Origin of the sequence: Mesorhizobium sp. M0960 (assembly GCF_040319055.1) — a bacterium.
Lineage (GTDB): Bacteria > Pseudomonadota > Alphaproteobacteria > Rhizobiales > Rhizobiaceae > Mesorhizobium.
In genome coordinates, this window is the sequence record NZ_JAMYNN010000001.1 from 927,240 (window position 1) to 941,585 (window position 14,346).

18 protein-coding genes are annotated in these 14,346 nt (G+C 62.2%); 13 read left to right on the forward strand and 5 right to left on the reverse strand.

Features of this window, described 5'->3' with window-relative positions:
* Window positions 1–41: 41 nt before the first annotated feature.
* Window positions 42–431 carry a cupin domain-containing protein gene (locus tag NKH63_RS04580; RefSeq protein ID WP_023717798.1) on the reverse strand — a complete coding sequence of 130 codons (390 nt, stop codon included), beginning with the start codon at window positions 429–431 and terminating at the stop codon, window positions 42–44.
* Window positions 432–639: 208 nt separating this feature from the next.
* Between NKH63_RS04580 and NKH63_RS04585 the strand changes: the two genes are divergently transcribed.
* Window positions 640–1,152: a single-stranded DNA-binding protein gene (locus NKH63_RS04585; protein WP_023717797.1), complete on the forward strand. Its 513-nt coding sequence runs from the start codon at window positions 640–642 to the stop codon at window positions 1,150–1,152.
* Window positions 1,153–1,274: 122 nt separating this feature from the next.
* Window positions 1,275–1,697 (forward strand): OsmC family protein, encoded by a 423-nt coding sequence (locus tag NKH63_RS04590; RefSeq protein WP_352482253.1) that lies wholly within the window; start codon window positions 1,275–1,277, stop codon window positions 1,695–1,697.
* A gap of 8 nt (window positions 1,698–1,705) precedes the next feature.
* On the opposite strand, the gene NKH63_RS04595 is transcribed toward NKH63_RS04590, so the two are convergent.
* Window positions 1,706–2,335, reverse strand: a complete 630-nt coding sequence (locus NKH63_RS04595) for a MarC family protein (protein ID WP_023717795.1) — start codon at window positions 2,333–2,335, stop codon at window positions 1,706–1,708.
* Window positions 2,336–2,409: 74 nt separating this feature from the next.
* Entirely contained in the window at window positions 2,410–2,940 is a 531-nt protein-coding gene (locus NKH63_RS04600) for a hypothetical protein (RefSeq protein WP_023717794.1), read from the reverse strand.
* An 86-nt stretch (window positions 2,941–3,026) separates the two neighbouring features.
* Between NKH63_RS04600 and NKH63_RS04605 the strand changes: the two genes are divergently transcribed.
* Together NKH63_RS04605 and gyrA are read left to right on the forward strand one after the other, a co-directional pair.
* Window positions 3,027–3,851 (forward strand): helix-turn-helix transcriptional regulator, encoded by an 825-nt coding sequence (locus NKH63_RS04605; protein ID WP_352482255.1) that lies wholly within the window; start codon window positions 3,027–3,029, stop codon window positions 3,849–3,851.
* 148 nt (window positions 3,852–3,999) lie between these two features.
* Entirely contained in the window at window positions 4,000–6,810 is a 2,811-nt protein-coding gene (gyrA, locus tag NKH63_RS04610; protein WP_352482256.1) for a DNA gyrase subunit A, read from the forward strand.
* A 56-nt stretch (window positions 6,811–6,866) separates the two neighbouring features.
* On the opposite strand, the gene NKH63_RS04615 is transcribed toward gyrA, so the two are convergent.
* Window positions 6,867–7,019: a hypothetical protein gene (locus NKH63_RS04615; protein ID WP_023717791.1), complete on the reverse strand. Its 153-nt coding sequence runs from the start codon at window positions 7,017–7,019 to the stop codon at window positions 6,867–6,869.
* 196 nt (window positions 7,020–7,215) lie between these two features.
* On the opposite strand from NKH63_RS04615, the gene coaD reads away from it, so the two are divergent.
* The 8 genes from coaD to NKH63_RS04655 all read left to right on the forward strand — a co-directional run bounded on the left by coaD (window position 7,216) and on the right by NKH63_RS04655 (window position 13,414).
* A complete protein-coding gene (gene coaD / locus NKH63_RS04620; protein WP_352482257.1) occupies window positions 7,216–7,716 on the forward strand; it encodes a pantetheine-phosphate adenylyltransferase in 501 nt (166 codons plus the stop codon).
* 75 nt (window positions 7,717–7,791) lie between these two features.
* Window positions 7,792–8,382: a peptidylprolyl isomerase gene (locus NKH63_RS04625; protein WP_502896295.1), complete on the forward strand. Its 591-nt coding sequence runs from the start codon at window positions 7,792–7,794 to the stop codon at window positions 8,380–8,382.
* 27 nt (window positions 8,383–8,409) lie between these two features.
* Window positions 8,410–8,922: a peptidylprolyl isomerase gene (locus tag NKH63_RS04630; RefSeq protein ID WP_023717788.1), complete on the forward strand. Its 513-nt coding sequence runs from the start codon at window positions 8,410–8,412 to the stop codon at window positions 8,920–8,922.
* Window positions 8,919–9,317: a hypothetical protein gene (locus NKH63_RS04635; protein WP_023717787.1), complete on the forward strand. Its 399-nt coding sequence runs from the start codon at window positions 8,919–8,921 to the stop codon at window positions 9,315–9,317. The genes NKH63_RS04630 and NKH63_RS04635 overlap by 4 nt, the downstream gene beginning before the upstream one ends.
* Before the next feature lie 12 nt (window positions 9,318–9,329).
* Window positions 9,330–10,415, forward strand: a complete 1,086-nt coding sequence (gene queA, locus NKH63_RS04640) for a tRNA preQ1(34) S-adenosylmethionine ribosyltransferase-isomerase QueA (RefSeq protein WP_023717786.1) — start codon at window positions 9,330–9,332, stop codon at window positions 10,413–10,415.
* The gene (locus NKH63_RS04645) at window positions 10,405–10,674 is read left to right on the forward strand and encodes a hypothetical protein (RefSeq protein WP_023717785.1); all 270 of its coding nucleotides are present in this window, start codon (window positions 10,405–10,407) and stop codon (window positions 10,672–10,674) included. Before queA ends, NKH63_RS04645 begins: the two co-directional genes overlap by 11 nt.
* A gap of 8 nt (window positions 10,675–10,682) precedes the next feature.
* On the forward strand, window positions 10,683–11,813 hold the full coding sequence (gene tgt, locus NKH63_RS04650) for a tRNA guanosine(34) transglycosylase Tgt (RefSeq protein WP_352482259.1): 1,131 nt from the start codon (window positions 10,683–10,685) through the stop codon (window positions 11,811–11,813).
* A gap of 221 nt (window positions 11,814–12,034) precedes the next feature.
* On the forward strand, window positions 12,035–13,414 hold the full coding sequence (locus tag NKH63_RS04655) for a glycosyltransferase family protein (RefSeq protein ID WP_352482260.1): 1,380 nt from the start codon (window positions 12,035–12,037) through the stop codon (window positions 13,412–13,414).
* Window positions 13,415–13,440: 26 nt separating this feature from the next.
* On the opposite strand, the gene NKH63_RS04660 is transcribed toward NKH63_RS04655, so the two are convergent.
* Complete coding sequence (locus tag NKH63_RS04660; protein ID WP_023717782.1) at window positions 13,441–13,860, reverse strand: DUF4864 domain-containing protein; 420 nt, start codon at window positions 13,858–13,860, stop codon at window positions 13,441–13,443.
* Between the two features lie 242 nt (window positions 13,861–14,102).
* Between NKH63_RS04660 and NKH63_RS04665 the strand changes: the two genes are divergently transcribed.
* Window positions 14,103–14,339, forward strand: coding sequence for an Lrp/AsnC ligand binding domain-containing protein (locus NKH63_RS04665; protein WP_023674883.1), 237 nt, complete (start codon window positions 14,103–14,105; stop codon window positions 14,337–14,339).
* Window positions 14,340–14,346: the final 7 nt, after the last annotated feature.

Below are 14,346 nucleotides of genomic sequence, written 5' to 3' on the forward strand. Positions count from 1 at the left end.
TGTTTTTAAGACAGGCGGTGTTTTTTAAGACGGGCGAGGTTTTACAAACTCGCTGGAAGCCAGCGTCTCACCATGTCAGGGGATCCGTTGAACGTCGCCTCGAAAACTGATGACGCGAGCACGGCATGGATATGAAGCATTTCGGAGCCGACGTTTCGGAAGCCATGTCGCCTGCGCGCGGCAACAACAAGCGACTGTCCGGCAGTCAAGACGACATGCTCTTCGTCGATCCACATCTCGGCCTTGCCAGCGATGACGGTAAGCACTTCCTCGACCGGGTGCCAATGTGTCGGGGCGCCAACCGCTGGTTCGACCCATTGTTCGAATATGCAAAGTTGAGTTGCGCCGTTGCGAGCCGAGACATGCATTCGGGTCTTTACCCCCGCCCGCCATTCTTCTTGCGGCTGATCGTCATGCGCAACCGTCTTCATGCGTTCGCCTCGATCCCATGGTCTGTGGAAATTCGACGCCAAGACACTACTTCTTGCTGACAACTATTGACAGTGCAGGGCCTGTACTATAGAACGAAAAGAGAACAAAAACGTTGTGGGAAAAGGCAGCGACGGCAGGCAGGGCTTATCCATAGCCTGTAAGGTGCAGCGACAGAAATCTGGTTTCGGATGAGCGCGGAGAAGTATCATGGCGGGTAGCGTCAACAAGGTCATTCTGGTGGGCAACCTCGGGGCGGACCCTGAAATCCGCCGCCTGAATTCGGGTGACCCGGTTGTCAACATCCGCATCGCGACGTCGGAAAGCTGGCGCGACAAGACTTCCGGAGAGCGCAAGGAAAAGACCGAGTGGCACAATGTCGTGATCTTCAACGATCAGATCGCCAAGGTGGCCGAGCAGTATCTGAAGAAGGGCATGAAAGTCTACGTCGAGGGCCAGTTGCAGACGCGCAAGTGGCAGGACCAGACCGGCAATGACCGCTATACGACCGAAATCGTGCTGCAGAAATTCCGCGGCGAGCTGCAGATGCTCGATGCACGGGGCGAGGGCGGCGGCCAGGTCGGCAACTATGCCGGTGGTGGTGCCAGCCGCGGGTCCGATTTCGGCCAGTCCGGCCCGGGAGAAAGTTTCAATCGCGGTGGCGCCAACAAGGGCACCGGCGGTGGTTCGTCGCGCGAACTGGACGACGAAATCCCGTTCTGATTTCTCGGGGCGGACTGCCCTTGCGGCGAAAAGCGCCAGCACCTTGGCCACGAAATGGCGTCCCGAAAATCTGTCTTGGATTTTCGGGACGTTGTGCGTTTGAGCGGTGAAAGGACGGATCAGTGAAAGCAAGGGTCAAATGGGTCGAGGAGCGCACTTTCGTCGGCGAGTCCGCCAGTGGGCACAAGCTGGTGCTAGGCACTGCGTTCGGGCCGGAGGGCAAGACGCCGGGGCCGAGCCCAATGGAGCTGGTGCTGATCGGCACCGGCGGCTGTTCGGCTTATGACGTGGTCCATATCCTGGAAAAGGGGCGCGAGGCGGTCGAAGATTGCGTCGTCGAACTCGATGCCGACCGTGCAGAAGCCGATCCCAAGGTGTTCACCCGCATCCACATGCATTTCGTCGTCAAGGGCCGGGCGCTGTCGCACGACAAGGTAAAGCGCGCGATCGAGCTTTCGATCGAGAAATACTGCTCGGCCTCGGCAATGATGGCCAAGACCGCCGTGATCACCCATGACTTCGAAGTGATCGAGACGGCGAAGTAGGGCGGTTCCTACGTCGCCATCAGTGCCTTGATGCCGTCGGCGACGAACTGCACGGCGAGCGCCGCCAGTATGACGCCAAGCAGCCGCGTGAGGATCGAACGGCCGGTCTGGCCGAGGATACGGTCGATGCGCTCTGACAGCACGAACACCAGGTAGGTGATGACAAGGCAGATCGCGATGATGCCGACAAGTGCTGTCTGCGCGCTAAAACCCTGAAACGAGCTTGAGAGCAGGACGGTCGCCGAAATCGCGCCGGGACCCGCAATAAGCGGGATCGCCAGCGGAAAGGCGGCGATGTTGTGGATCATGTCCCTGGTGATGGCGACATCGCCGATCTTCTCCTTGCGGTCCTGCCGGCGCTCGAACACCATTTCGAAGGCGATGAAGAACAGCAGAAAGCCGCCGGCGACGCGGAAGGCCGGCAGGGTGATGCCGAAGACTGACAGGATCGACGCGCCGGCGACTGCGAACAACGCCATCACCAGGAAGGCGATGACCGAGGCGCGCACGGAGACCTGGTTGCGCTCCTCGCGGTTCATGCCGCGGGTCACGGCGAGGAAGAGCGGCGCCAGGCCGGGCGGATCGATCGTCACCAGTATGGTGACGAAGGCGTTGAACAGGCTGTCGAAGCTCGGCATGCTGACCCTCCCCGCCGGCAATGCCGGATAACGGGATTGGTAGAGCAAAGCGGTGCCAGTGGAAACCGTGCGGATCAGGGGCTGGCGGCGCGCCGCGCCAGAAACTCGACTTCGACACGCCAGGTGGCGCCGTCGTCATACGAGCGCTCGCCCAGCCAGCGGAAGGAATCTCCGGTGATCCGGGAAAAGCTCCAGCGTACCGAAGCGCCGGTGCCGTCTGCGCCCAATTGGACGATCGTGTCGCCTTCGACGCGGCCCAGCTGGCGGCTGTAATACTGGTTGCGCGGGTCGCTCCAGAAGATGTGCCAGGCGTCGACGCCTGAGTCATAGACGCGCAACGTCGTGCCATAGAAGGTCCATTTGCCGAGCGACGGCGAGGGGCCGGCGTCGCGAGCGGGCAGGATCCATACGTCCTGGATCGCGCGGCCCTCGAGCACCCAGCCGAAATGCACTTCGCCGCGCCCGGTCAGCACCTGGCCGTCCTCGAGATGGCGCGTGGCGTCGAACGTCCAGGCGCCGACGAAGCGGCCATAAAGGTTCAGTTTCTCGGCAAGGGCCGGTACGGGCCTATCGCTGTGCAGGGCCTTGGCAAAGGAATTGGACATGGCTTCGCTCTCATCTTGTCAGGAGACCGGTAAGCATAGAGGCCGACCGGGGTTCTGCGCTTGGGAAAAATTGCTATGTTTCGGCGATGACGACGAGCGCGCATAGGCTGGCGTCGGGCCGAGGCTGGCAGGTGTTGGATGTCGTCTGCATCGCTAGTGCCGCCGACAGGCCATTCGAGGAGGAGCATCGGGATTTCTGCGTCGCCGCCGTGACCAGCGGCACGTTCCGCTATCGTGCGCGCCAGGGCACGGCGATGCTGGCGCCGGGCGCGCTCCTGCTCGGCAATCCCGGCACCTGCTACGAATGCGGGCATGAGCATGGCACCGGCGACCGCTGCCTCTCCTTCCATTTCGGACTGGCCTATATGGAGCGGATCGTCGCCGACGCGGGCGCAAAGCAGCTTGATTTCAGCATGCCGCGCCTGCCGCCTTTGTCGGCGCTGGTGCCGCTGCTCGCCGAAGCGGAGGCGGCGCGCGAGATGGCCGACACCGGCGCGTTCGAGGAACTCGCCCTGCGCATTGCCGGCGCAGCCGTGACAGCGGCTTGCGGCGATACGGATCGGGGACGGGCGCCAAGTCGCCGTGACCAGAAGCGTGTCGCCGAAGCGGTGCGCCGCATCGAAATCGATGCCGACCGGCCGATCTCGCTTGCCGAACTCGCCGACGAGACCGCCACCAGCCCTTACCATTTCCTGCGCACCTTCCGGCACGTTGGCGGCATGACGCCCTATCAGTTCCTGCTGAGAGCGCGGCTGCACAGGGCAGCCGTGCGGCTGCGGACGTCAGATCAGGCGATCTCGGCGATCGCCTTTGCGGCGGGATTCAACGATCTATCAACCTTCAACCGCCGTTTCCGGCGGCTGATGGGCGAGACGCCGGGAACTTATCGCGCCCGCCGGCGACGCTCGTGAAAGGGTGCCACGGCCATATCGTCGCAATTGGTGTATCCTTTTGAATTTGCCGCTAAAAACGACACTGGAAAACTGCCGCGATTATTGGAGTTTCGGGCCGGCTTCCTATATAAGCACCAAGTGATTCCTGATTAGATTGTGATCCGATTTGACCGACCAAAAGACACCGCGCGGCGCCGACGGCGGCCCCACCGGCATCGAGCCGATATCCATCATCGAGGAGATGCAGCGCTCCTATCTCGATTACGCCATGAGCGTAATCGTCAGCCGTGCGCTGCCGGACGTGCGCGACGGCCTCAAGCCGGTGCATCGCCGCATCCTCTACGCCGCCTATGAGAGCGGCTATCACTGGAACCGCAAATATGTGAAATCGGCACGCCCGGTCGCCGACGTGATGGGTAAATACCATCCGCATGGCGACGCCTCGATCTATGACGCTTTGGTGCGCATGGCGCAGGATTGGTCGCTGCGCGTTCCGCTGATCGACGGGCAGGGCAATTTCGGCTCGATCGACGGCGATCCGCCGGCGGCGATGCGCTACACGGAATCGCGGCTGACCAAGGTCGCGCATGAGTTGCTGGAAGACATCGACAAGGACACCGTCGATTTCCAGGACACTTACGATGCGTCGGGCAGCGAACCGAAAGTCCTGCCGGCGCGCTTCCCGAACCTGTTGGTCAACGGCTCCGGCGGTATCGCCGTCGGCATGGCCACCAACATCCCGCCGCACAATCTGGGCGAGGTCTGCAACGGCGCCATTGCCCTCATCGACAATCCGGCGATCGACCTGCCGGCGCTGATGGAGATCATTCCTGGACCGGATTTCCCGACCGGCGGCATCGTGCTTGGCCGCTCCGGCATCTACAGCGCCTATTCGACAGGCCGCGGTTCCATCGTCATGCGCGGCCGCGTCAACGTCGAGCCACGCGGCAACGACCGTGAATCGATTGTCATCACCGAGGTTCCCTACCAGGTGAACAAGGCGTCGATGATCGAGAAGATGGCCGAGCTGGTGCGCGATAAGCGCATCGAGGGCATTTCCGACATTCGCGACGAGAGCGACCGCCAGGGTTACCGCGTCGTTATCGAACTGAAGCGCGACGCCGTCGCCGATGTCATCCTCAACCAGCTTTACCGCTTCACCCCGCTGCAGACGTCCTTCGGCGCCAATATGGTGGCGCTGAACGGCGGCAAGCCGGAATTGCTGACGCTGACCGACATGCTGAAGGCGTTCGTCGCCTTCCGTGAGGAGGTGATCAGCCGGCGCACGAAATTCCTGCTGCGCAAGGCGCGCGACCGCGCCCATGTGCTGGTCGGCCTTGCCATTGCTGTTGCCAACATCGATGAAGTCATCAAGCTGATCCGCACGGCGCCGGACCCGCAGACGGCGCGCGAGCAGTTGATGGAGCGGCGCTGGCCTTCGGGCGACGTGGAATCGCTGATTCTGTTGATCGACGATCCGCGCCATCGCATCAACGAGGACGGAACCTACAATCTCTCCGAGGAGCAGGCCCGCGCCATCCTCGAACTGCGCCTGCAGCGCCTGACCGCGCTCGGCCGCGACGAGATCGCGGACGAGCTGAATACGATCGGCGACGAGATCAAGGATTACCTGGACATCCTGTCGTCCCGCGCCCGCATCCAGCAGATCGTCAAGGACGAACTCATCGCCGTGCGCGACGAGTTCGGCACACCGCGCCGCACCGAGCTCGCCGAGGGCGGGGCCGACATGGAAGACGAGGACCTCATCCAGCGCGAGGACATGGTCGTCACCGTCAGCCATTCCGGCTACATCAAGCGCGTGCCGCTGTCGCTCTACCGGGCGCAGCGCCGCGGCGGCAAGGGCCGCTCCGGCATGTCGACCAAGGACGAGGATTTCGTCACTCGGCTGTTCGTCGCCAACACGCACACGCCGGTGCTGTTCTTCTCCTCACGCGGTATCGTCTACAAGGAAAAGGTCTGGCGCCTCCCGATCGGCAACCCGCAATCGCGCGGTAAGGCGCTGATCAACATGCTGCCGCTCGAACAGGGCGAGCGCATCACCACCATCATGCCGCTGCCGGAGGATGAGACGAGCTGGGGCGAGCTCGACGTGATGTTCGCCACCACGCGCGGCACGGTGCGTCGCAACAAGCTTTCGGACTTCGTCCAGGTCAACCGCAACGGCAAGATCGCCATGAAGCTGGACGAGGAAGGCGACGAGATCCTCGGCGTCGAAACCTGCACCGACAATGACGACGTGCTTTTGACGGCAAGTTCCGGCCAGTGCATTCGCTTTTCGGTCAGCGACGTACGCGTCTTCCAGAGCCGCAATTCGGTCGGTGTACGCGGCATAGCCATGGCCGATGGCGACCGGGTGATCTCGATGGCGGTGATCGAGCATGTCGATGCGCCGCCGGCCGAGCGGGCCGCCTACCTCAAGCGGGTGGTGGCTGAACGCCGGCTTGTCGTCGACATTGCCGCCGGTGAGGAGGAAGAAATCCAGCTTACCAATGAGGAGGTCGGCGAAGAGGCGGAGCTTTCCGACGAGCGCTACGAATTCCTCAAGGCACATGAGCAGTTCGTGCTGACGGTTACGGAATATGGCTACGGCAAGCGTTCGTCGTCCTACGATTTCCGTCTGACCGGCCGTGGCGGCAAGGGTATCCGCGCCACCGACGTGTCGAAAACGGCCGAAATCGGCCGCCTGGTGGCGACTTTCCCGGTCGGCAATGACGATCAGATCATGCTGGTTTCGGATGGCGGCACCGTCATCCGCGTCCCGGTCAACGGCATTCGTTTTGCCAGCCGCGCCACCAAGGGCGTTACGATCTTTAATACCGCAGAGGGCGAGAAGGTCGTTTCGGTGGAGCGGATTTCAGAGCCGCAAGCCGACGAAGAGATCGAAGAGAGTGTCGATGCTGAAGGTGGCGCTGCTACCGATGCCGAAGGTGGGGAGCCTGACAGTACCGTCGAGTGAGTTTGCCGCGACGGCGCCAGCCCTATGGGCCGGCGTTCTCAAGAAACCCCAGCAATCTAGAAGTGGCGATAAGGCTTGCGGATGCCGAAGCCTTCGAACCGTTTGGTATTGGCCTTGGCGCGGACTCGCTGTGCTTCCTGATGCAACCCGAATACGGTAGCGATCAGCATGGCGACGGTCATTGCGGTGGCGAGCATGTAGATCAGCATGTGCGTGTTCTCCTGCGCCTAACAACGGTTAGATGGGTGTTTGGTTTCATCTTTCGAAGCTGCAACTTAGTGAACACTGCGTGAAGCCGTTGTGAGCGGCACATTCATCTGTCGTTCACGTCGGCCAAAAGGTTCATGGGGCGGGCCTGCCGATCGGATTTGCCTTTAGGGGAGAGGCTCGCTAGAAGCACCTGCCATGACCGAACGCATCGCCCTTTATGCCGGCTCTTTCGACCCGCTGACCAACGGCCATCTCGACGTGCTGAAGGCGTCGCTGGCCGTGGCGGACACCATCTATGCGGCGATCGGCATCCATCCCGGCAAGAAGCCATTGTTTTCCTTCGAGGAACGGATCGATCTGATCGAAACGGCAACGAAGGCGGAATTCGGCAGCGACGGTGCGCGCATCAAAGTGGTCGCCTTCGACGGTCTGGTCATCGACGCGGCCAGGAAGCATGGCGCCTCGATCATGATCCGCGGCCTGCGCGACGGCACCGATCTCGACTACGAGATGCAGATGGCCGGCATGAACGAGACCATGGCGCCGGAGCTGCAGACGGTCTTCCTGCCCGCCAGCCCCTCGGTGCGCACCATTACCGCCACACTTGTGCGCCAGATAGCTTCGATGGGAGGCGACATCCGCCACTTCGTGCCGGCGGCCGTGGCCGGCGCGCTCACCGCCAAATTCGCGAAATAAATGCATGTCGCCCAAAAGTGGAGCCCGGTTTTGGGTAACGACATGCATGAACGAAGATATTCGGAGAAAGATCCCATGCAGCTGAAAAAGCTTGCCTTCTTGCTTGTCATGCTTGCCGGTCTTGTGACCGCATCGGTGTCGGCGTTTGCCGCCGATCCCGAAAACACCATGATCGTAACGCTGAAGGACGGCGACGTGACCATCGCGCTGAGGCCCGACCTTGCGCCGAAACACGTCGCGCAGATCAAAAAGCTGGTGCGCCAGGGCGCCTACGACAACGTCGCCTTCCACCGCGTCATCGACGGCTTCATGGCGCAGACCGGCGACGTCAAGTTCGGCAACATGAAGAGCGGCTTCAATGCCGACGCCGTCGGCACCGGCGGTTCCGATCTTCCCGACCTGCCGGCCGAATTCTCCAGCACCGAACACTACCAGCGCGGCGTGGTCGGCATGGCCCGCTCCAACGATCCGAATTCCGCCAATTCGCAATTCTTCATCATGTTCGCGCCGGCACCGCCGCTCGATGGCCAGTATACCATCGTCGGCAATGTCGTCAGCGGCATGGAGCTGGTGGACCACATCAAGAAAGGCGACGAGGCGCAGAACGGGACGGTGACCGATCCCGATCGCATGATCAAGGTGCGCATCGCCGCGGATGGCAAGTAAACCCAAGTTTCAAAAGGATATTCTGACATGGCCGAGATCAAGGACCGCGAGAACGCGCTTATCATGGACACGACCAAGGGCAAGGTCGTCATTGAATTGTTCCCAGACCTGGCGCCCGGCCATGTCGGCCGCATCAAGGAGCTGGCGCGCGAAGGCGCCTATGACGGCGTAGTCTTCCACCGCGTCATCGACGGCTTCATGGCGCAGACCGGCGACGTGAAATTCGGCAATTCCAATAAGCCGTCTTTCGCGCCGACCCGCGCCGGTACGGGCGGTTCCGACAAGCCCGACTTGAAGGCCGAGTTCTCCAACGCCAACCACGGCCGCGGCACCTGCTCGATGGCGCGCTCGCAGAACCCGAACTCGGCCAATTCGCAGTTCTTCATCTGCTTCGACGATGCCGCCTTCCTCAACCGCCAGTACACGGTGTGGGGCCAGGTCATCGAAGGCATGGACAATGTCGACAAGATCAAGCGCGGCGAACCGGTGCAGGATCCCGACAAGATCGTGTCGCTCAAGGTCGCGGCCGACGTGAAATGACCAGCCGGGCTGTCGCGGCCATCGCATTTGTGCTCGTCGCGGCGGCCACTCCGGCGGTGGCGACGGAATCGATCGTTTGCAGCGCCGACGGCGGCGCGGCATCGATCGACGTGTTGATGGGACACACAGCCGTCATTGCAGTGGCGCGCGTGTGGCTGGATGCCGGCGGCAAGACATGGACCACGGACGGCCAGCCGGGTTCAACGAAAGTCATCGTCGGACAGGCATTCGAGGACGACGAGCGTATGCTGATCGATCTCACTGATGAGGGCCTCAGCTCGATCGTCGCCAGATTGCGGCTGGTCAAGGCCAGCGAGCAGTCCAGTTTCGCGATGGGCGGCACATTGAGCATAGACGGTGTCGGCGCCTGGGCGGTGACCTGCCCGGAACCTTGAGGCGGGGATTTCTTGCGCGTCGACCTTTTTGACTTCGATCTGCCGGAGGAGCGCATCGCGCTTCGCCCAGCCGAGCCGCGCGACAGTGCCAGAATGCTGGTGGTCAGGCCGGGCGCGGGGCTCGAGGACATGACCGTGCGCGACCTGCCGTCCCTGCTCAAGGCTGGTGATGTGCTGGTTTTCAACGACACCAAGGTCATTCCTGCGCAGCTGAAAGGCATCAGGCGGCGCGGCGAGGCAGCGGCGCAGGTCGAAGCCACGCTGCACATGCGGACGGCGCCCGACCGGTGGCTCGCCTTCATGCGGCCGGGCAAGCGCGTCGCCGCCGGCGATCGCATCCATTTCGGTCATGATGCCAATTCCTGCTTTCTCGGCCAGCTCGACGCGACCGTGATCGAGAAGGGTGAAGGTGGCGAGGTGCTGCTCGGCTTCGACCTGTCGGGTCCGTTCCTCGATGAGGCTCTGCACGCCGTCGGCCACATCCCGCTGCCGCCCTACATCGCCTCCAAGCGTGACGACGACGAGCGCGACCGCAGCGATTACCAGACCATCTATGCCAGGGAGGAGGGCGCCGTGGCCGCGCCGACGGCGGGGCTGCATTTCACGCCGGAGCTGTTTGCCGCGCTCGACGCCAATGGCATCGAGCGCCGTTTCGTCACGCTGCATGTCGGCGCCGGCACGTTTTTGCCGGTGAAGGCGGACGACACCGCCGACCACAAGATGCACGCCGAAACCGGTTCGGTCAGCCCGGAAACCGCCGAGGCGCTGAATGCGGCGAGAGCAAAAGGAGGGCGCATTATCGCTGTCGGCACGACATCGCTGCGTTTGTTGGAGAGCGCGGCTGGCAAGGACGGCAGGCTGGCCGCATGGTCAGGCCCGACCGACATCTTCATCACGCCCGGCTATCGCTTCAAGACCGCCGACATGCTGATGACCAATTTCCATCTGCCGCGTTCGACGCTGTTCATGCTGGTTTCGGCCTTCTGCGGTTTGCAGACGATGCACGCGGCCTATGCGCATGCCATTGAGAACCGCTACAGGTTCTATTCCTATGGAGACGCAAGTCTTCTGTTCAGGGAGGATAACGATGGACGATGACCTGGAAACTTTCGGCCGCGAAGCCTTGCTCGCCGAGGTCAGGAAACTGCGCGCCGGCATCCGCCAACACCGCGACGCCACCGGCCATGATCTGTGCTGGCATCACCCCGACCTCTGGTCGCTTTTACCCGAAAAGACCGAGCCGGCGATTGCCGTGCCGCCCTGGCCGAAATTCATGCGCGGCTGCATCCGCTACCGGCAGTCGCTCGACCGACAGGCTCCGGACGCGCCGGTGTTCGACAAGGAGTTCGATGGCTAGGGAATTCAATGACTAACGCATTCGCCTTCAAGGTGCTGGCGACCGAAGGCAGAGCCCGGCGCGGCTCAATCACCATGCCGCGCGGGGAAATCCGCACGCCCGCTTTCATGCCGGTCGGCACCGGCGGCACGGTGAAAGCCATGTATATGGATCAGGTGCGCGGTGTCGGCTCGGACATCATCCTTGGCAATACCTACCACCTGATGCTGAGACCCGGCGCCGAGCGCGTGGCTCGGCTCGGCGGCCTGCATGAATTCGCCCGCTGGCCCTATCCGATCCTCACCGACAGCGGCGGCTTCCAGGTGATGTCGCTGTCGAAGCTGAGGAAACTGACCGAGAACGGCGTGACCTTTCGTTCGCATATCGACGGCGGCGCCTACGAGATGTCGCCGGAGCGTTCCATCGAGATCCAGGGGCTGCTCGATTCAGACATCCAGATGCAACTCGACGAGTGCACGGCGCTGCCGGCCAAGGAAAAAGAGATCGAGCGTGCCATGGAGTTGTCGTTGCGCTGGGCCGAGCGCTGCAAGACGGCGTTCGGCGAGCAGCCCGGCAAGGCGATGTTCGGCATTGTGCAAGGCGGCGATATACCGGACCTGCGGCTGCGCTCGGCGCAGGCGCTGAAGGCGATGGAGCTGAAGGGCTACGCGGTCGGCGGGTTGGCCGTCGGCGAGCCGCAAGCGGTGATGCTGGAGATGCTCGACATCACTTGCCCGGAGTTGCCGGCTGACCGGCCGCGGTACCTGATGGGTGTCGGTACGCCGGACGACATCTTGAAGTCGGTGGCGCGCGGCATCGACATGTTCGACTGCGTGATGCCGACGCGGGCAGGGCGGCATGGCCTTGCCTATACACGGCGCGGCAAGGTCAATCTGCGCAACGCCCGCCATGCCGACGATCCGCGCCCGCTCGATGAGGAAAGCGACTGCCCGGCCGCACGCGACTATTCGCGCGCCTATCTGCACCACCTGGTGCGCTCGCAAGAGGCGCTCGGGGCGATGCTCCTGACCTGGAACAATCTGTCCTACTACCAGCAGCTGATGCGCGACGTTCGCGAAGCGATCGGGGCTGGCAGGTTCGCCGGACAAGCTGAGATCATCACGCAGCAATGGGCAAACGGTGACCTCCCCGTCCGGTAGGCGTGCTCGCCAGGAATCCGGCTCCAGGGAGGAGTCGCACCTGCCATGAACTGTTTTGAAACGTCTGCCTAATAAGCATTGCCGGACGACATCGGGCGAGGATCAAGAACCTGTTCGTTTCGGGGCAAGTTTCAGTTCCTGGCACGACGGTGCGGACGAATGGCAGCGCCGAGCCTTCGCCTTCGCCCTCCGTGGCGGTCCAGCAATGGACGGCGGGGTCGTTGCTTGCCGTTCTGGTCATCGCCGTGACCGGCTTGGTTTTGCGCTTGCTTGGCGCGGGCGGCGACCTTTGGCTGGACGAGATCTGGAGCTTTGCGCTGATTGAGCCGCTGACCTCGATCGACCAGATATTCTGGCGCGTCAATCACGACAACAATCATTTCCTCAACTCGGTCTATCTCTATCTCATCGGCCCCGACGCTTCGCCTTTGATCCAGCGAGGCCTGTCGATAGCACTAGGTGTTGCCACGACAGTTGCGGCGGCAGCGACCGCCGCACCGCACGGACGACGGGCGATGATTGCCACAAGCCTGTTGTTTGCCGTGAGCTATCCGATGGTGCACTACGGCTCGGAGGCGCGTGGCTATGCCGGCCTTGTGCTCTTCACGCTGCTTTCGGTGGTTTTTCTGGAGCGCCGGCTCGACAACAAACGGTTGTCTGGCACGGCCTTGGCAGCGGCGATCCTTTTCGGGTTCCTATGCCATCTCACCATGATCGGAATGGTGGCAGTCCTCGCAATCTGGACCGCGTGGCTCGCCTGGCAGCGTACGGCGAGGGTCAGCCGTGTCGTTGCGGATCTGGCGTCGATCTTCCTGCCGGCCTTGCTTGCCGTGCTGCCGCTGGCTGCCTGCGTGTTTATCGGCGGCAGGCTGTTCGGCTTCAGTGTCGGTGGTGTTTCGCCGTTCTCGATTGCCGCCTTCGCGCAGGGCTATGGCGGAATGATCCGCTCTCTGTTCGGGCTGCCCCCCTGGTTCGGCGACTGGCCGTATATCGTTGCCGCCTGCGGTCTTGTTGGCCTCTCCGCTGGTGTCTGGTGCGATCGCCGGGCCAGCCTCTATGTCATCGGGATTATCGGACTGCCTTTGCTCATGGCGGCGACACATCTGCCCAATCTCGAGTTTCCGCGCTATTTCATCATCAGCGGAACATTGCTGCTGCTCTGGGCCGGCGAGATGATCGGTCGCGGCTTGGCTGCTCGCGGGACTGCCAGGCTATTTGCGGTGGGAGCACTGGCGATCGTGGTGAGTGGAAGCATTTCGTCGCTGCTCCAATTCTATCAGTACGGACGCGGCTCGTACGCTGCTATGGTCGATGAAATGACCAGGAACGGCGCTGCCGCCTATGCGAGCAACAGTGATTTCCGCACCGCCATGGTCGTCGATTATTTTGCGGCGCGGACGGATCGTCGGGCTTGGCTGGTTCCGGAAAACAGGATGTGCGCCGACCGGCCGGCTTGGCTGATCCTCGAGGGGGATGTGGACAAGCAAGCCGAACATGTTGAACCGACGGCCGCATGCGCTTTGGCGTATGAACGGGCCGACGCGTCGAGACACTGGGGGTTTTCAGGCCTGAGCTGGACGCTCTACCGGCGACAGGATTGAGACAACTTTGCCCTCCTCAAGCACCCTCAGGTGCTGAGCGACGTGGACGCGCGCAGGCTGCAGCCGGTGATCCGAAAGCTGCCGTCAGGCTGTAGTTCGAGCGTGTAGACCGCCTCATAGTCCTTGCCATCCGGGCCGACGATCAGCACCTGCTGGATGATCGAGGTCGGGCTCGTCTCGCGAACCTTGCCGAAGGAGTAGGTCTGCGGTTGGCGCACCGGCGGGTAGCCGTTGGTCACCATGTTCATGAAGGTATCGACAGTTGGAAAGATGCGTTTCACATTTGGTGCGGCAAAGCTGTAGGCCGTCGCTCCGTCGTTGGCGATGAAGGCCTTCAATTGACCATCGATGACCGTTTGCGCCGCCTTGACTTCGGCGTCGCCAGCAAAGGCCTGGGATGCGAAAATGAATGGAACGACTGCGAATGCGAAAAACGCGCGGCGCATGGCCTGTCTCCGTTGTCCCTGAGAAATCGCTGTCCGAGGTACATGATACTATACGCTTTGCAGTGCTCGAGGGTTTCAGCCGAGCGCAAACATTCGGCGCCGCGAGCTGTGTCCAGACCGAGAAAGCATTGTCGAGGCTAGAACAGCCTGAGCGATGGCCGATGCTTGAAAGCCGGGCGGCAGTCTGCCACAAGGGCCGCTCGATTTTACCTAGAGCGTGCGATGTTGGGCAGGACCAGGCAATGAAAGCATTTTTCGTGCAGATAAAGTGCGATCTGGGCAAGGCCTATGACGTTGCCAGCGCCCTGGCCGATGCCGAGATCGCTTCCGAAATCTACTCGACAGCCGGAAACTACGACCTGCTCGCCAAATTCTATGTCGACGACGAGGAAGACATCGGCCACTTCGTCAACGAGAAAGTGCAGATTCTTCCCGGCATCAAAGACACGTTCACGGTCGTCACCTTTCGCGCGTTTTGATCCGCAT

What these genes read in the sequence shown, in the direction of transcription:
- NKH63_RS04605 (WP_352482255.1), top strand. Translation starts at nt 3,027, where the DNA reads ATGACGACGAGCGCGCATAGGCTGGCGTCGGGCCGAGGCTGGCAGGTG.
- NKH63_RS04585 (WP_023717797.1), top strand. Translation starts at nt 640, where the DNA reads ATGGCGGGTAGCGTCAACAAGGTCATTCTGGTGGGCAACCTCGGGGCG.
- NKH63_RS04600 (WP_023717794.1), bottom strand. Translation starts at nt 2,940, where the DNA reads ATGTCCAATTCCTTTGCCAAGGCCCTGCACAGCGATAGGCCCGTACCG.
- NKH63_RS04660 (WP_023717782.1), bottom strand. Translation starts at nt 13,860, where the DNA reads ATGCGCCGCGCGTTTTTCGCATTCGCAGTCGTTCCATTCATTTTCGCA.
- NKH63_RS04665 (WP_023674883.1), top strand. Translation starts at nt 14,103, where the DNA reads ATGAAAGCATTTTTCGTGCAGATAAAGTGCGATCTGGGCAAGGCCTAT.
- NKH63_RS04595 (WP_023717795.1), bottom strand. Translation starts at nt 2,335, where the DNA reads ATGCCGAGCTTCGACAGCCTGTTCAACGCCTTCGTCACCATACTGGTG.
- NKH63_RS04630 (WP_023717788.1), top strand. Translation starts at nt 8,410, where the DNA reads ATGGCCGAGATCAAGGACCGCGAGAACGCGCTTATCATGGACACGACC.
- NKH63_RS04635 (WP_023717787.1), top strand. Translation starts at nt 8,919, where the DNA reads ATGACCAGCCGGGCTGTCGCGGCCATCGCATTTGTGCTCGTCGCGGCG.
- NKH63_RS04580 (WP_023717798.1), bottom strand. Translation starts at nt 431, where the DNA reads ATGAAGACGGTTGCGCATGACGATCAGCCGCAAGAAGAATGGCGGGCG.
- NKH63_RS04645 (WP_023717785.1), top strand. Translation starts at nt 10,405, where the DNA reads ATGGACGATGACCTGGAAACTTTCGGCCGCGAAGCCTTGCTCGCCGAG.
- tgt (WP_352482259.1), top strand. Translation starts at nt 10,683, where the DNA reads ATGACTAACGCATTCGCCTTCAAGGTGCTGGCGACCGAAGGCAGAGCC.
- NKH63_RS04615 (WP_023717791.1), bottom strand. Translation starts at nt 7,019, where the DNA reads ATGCTGATCTACATGCTCGCCACCGCAATGACCGTCGCCATGCTGATC.
- NKH63_RS04625 (WP_502896295.1), top strand. Translation starts at nt 7,792, where the DNA reads ATGCAGCTGAAAAAGCTTGCCTTCTTGCTTGTCATGCTTGCCGGTCTT.
- coaD (WP_352482257.1), top strand. Translation starts at nt 7,216, where the DNA reads ATGACCGAACGCATCGCCCTTTATGCCGGCTCTTTCGACCCGCTGACC.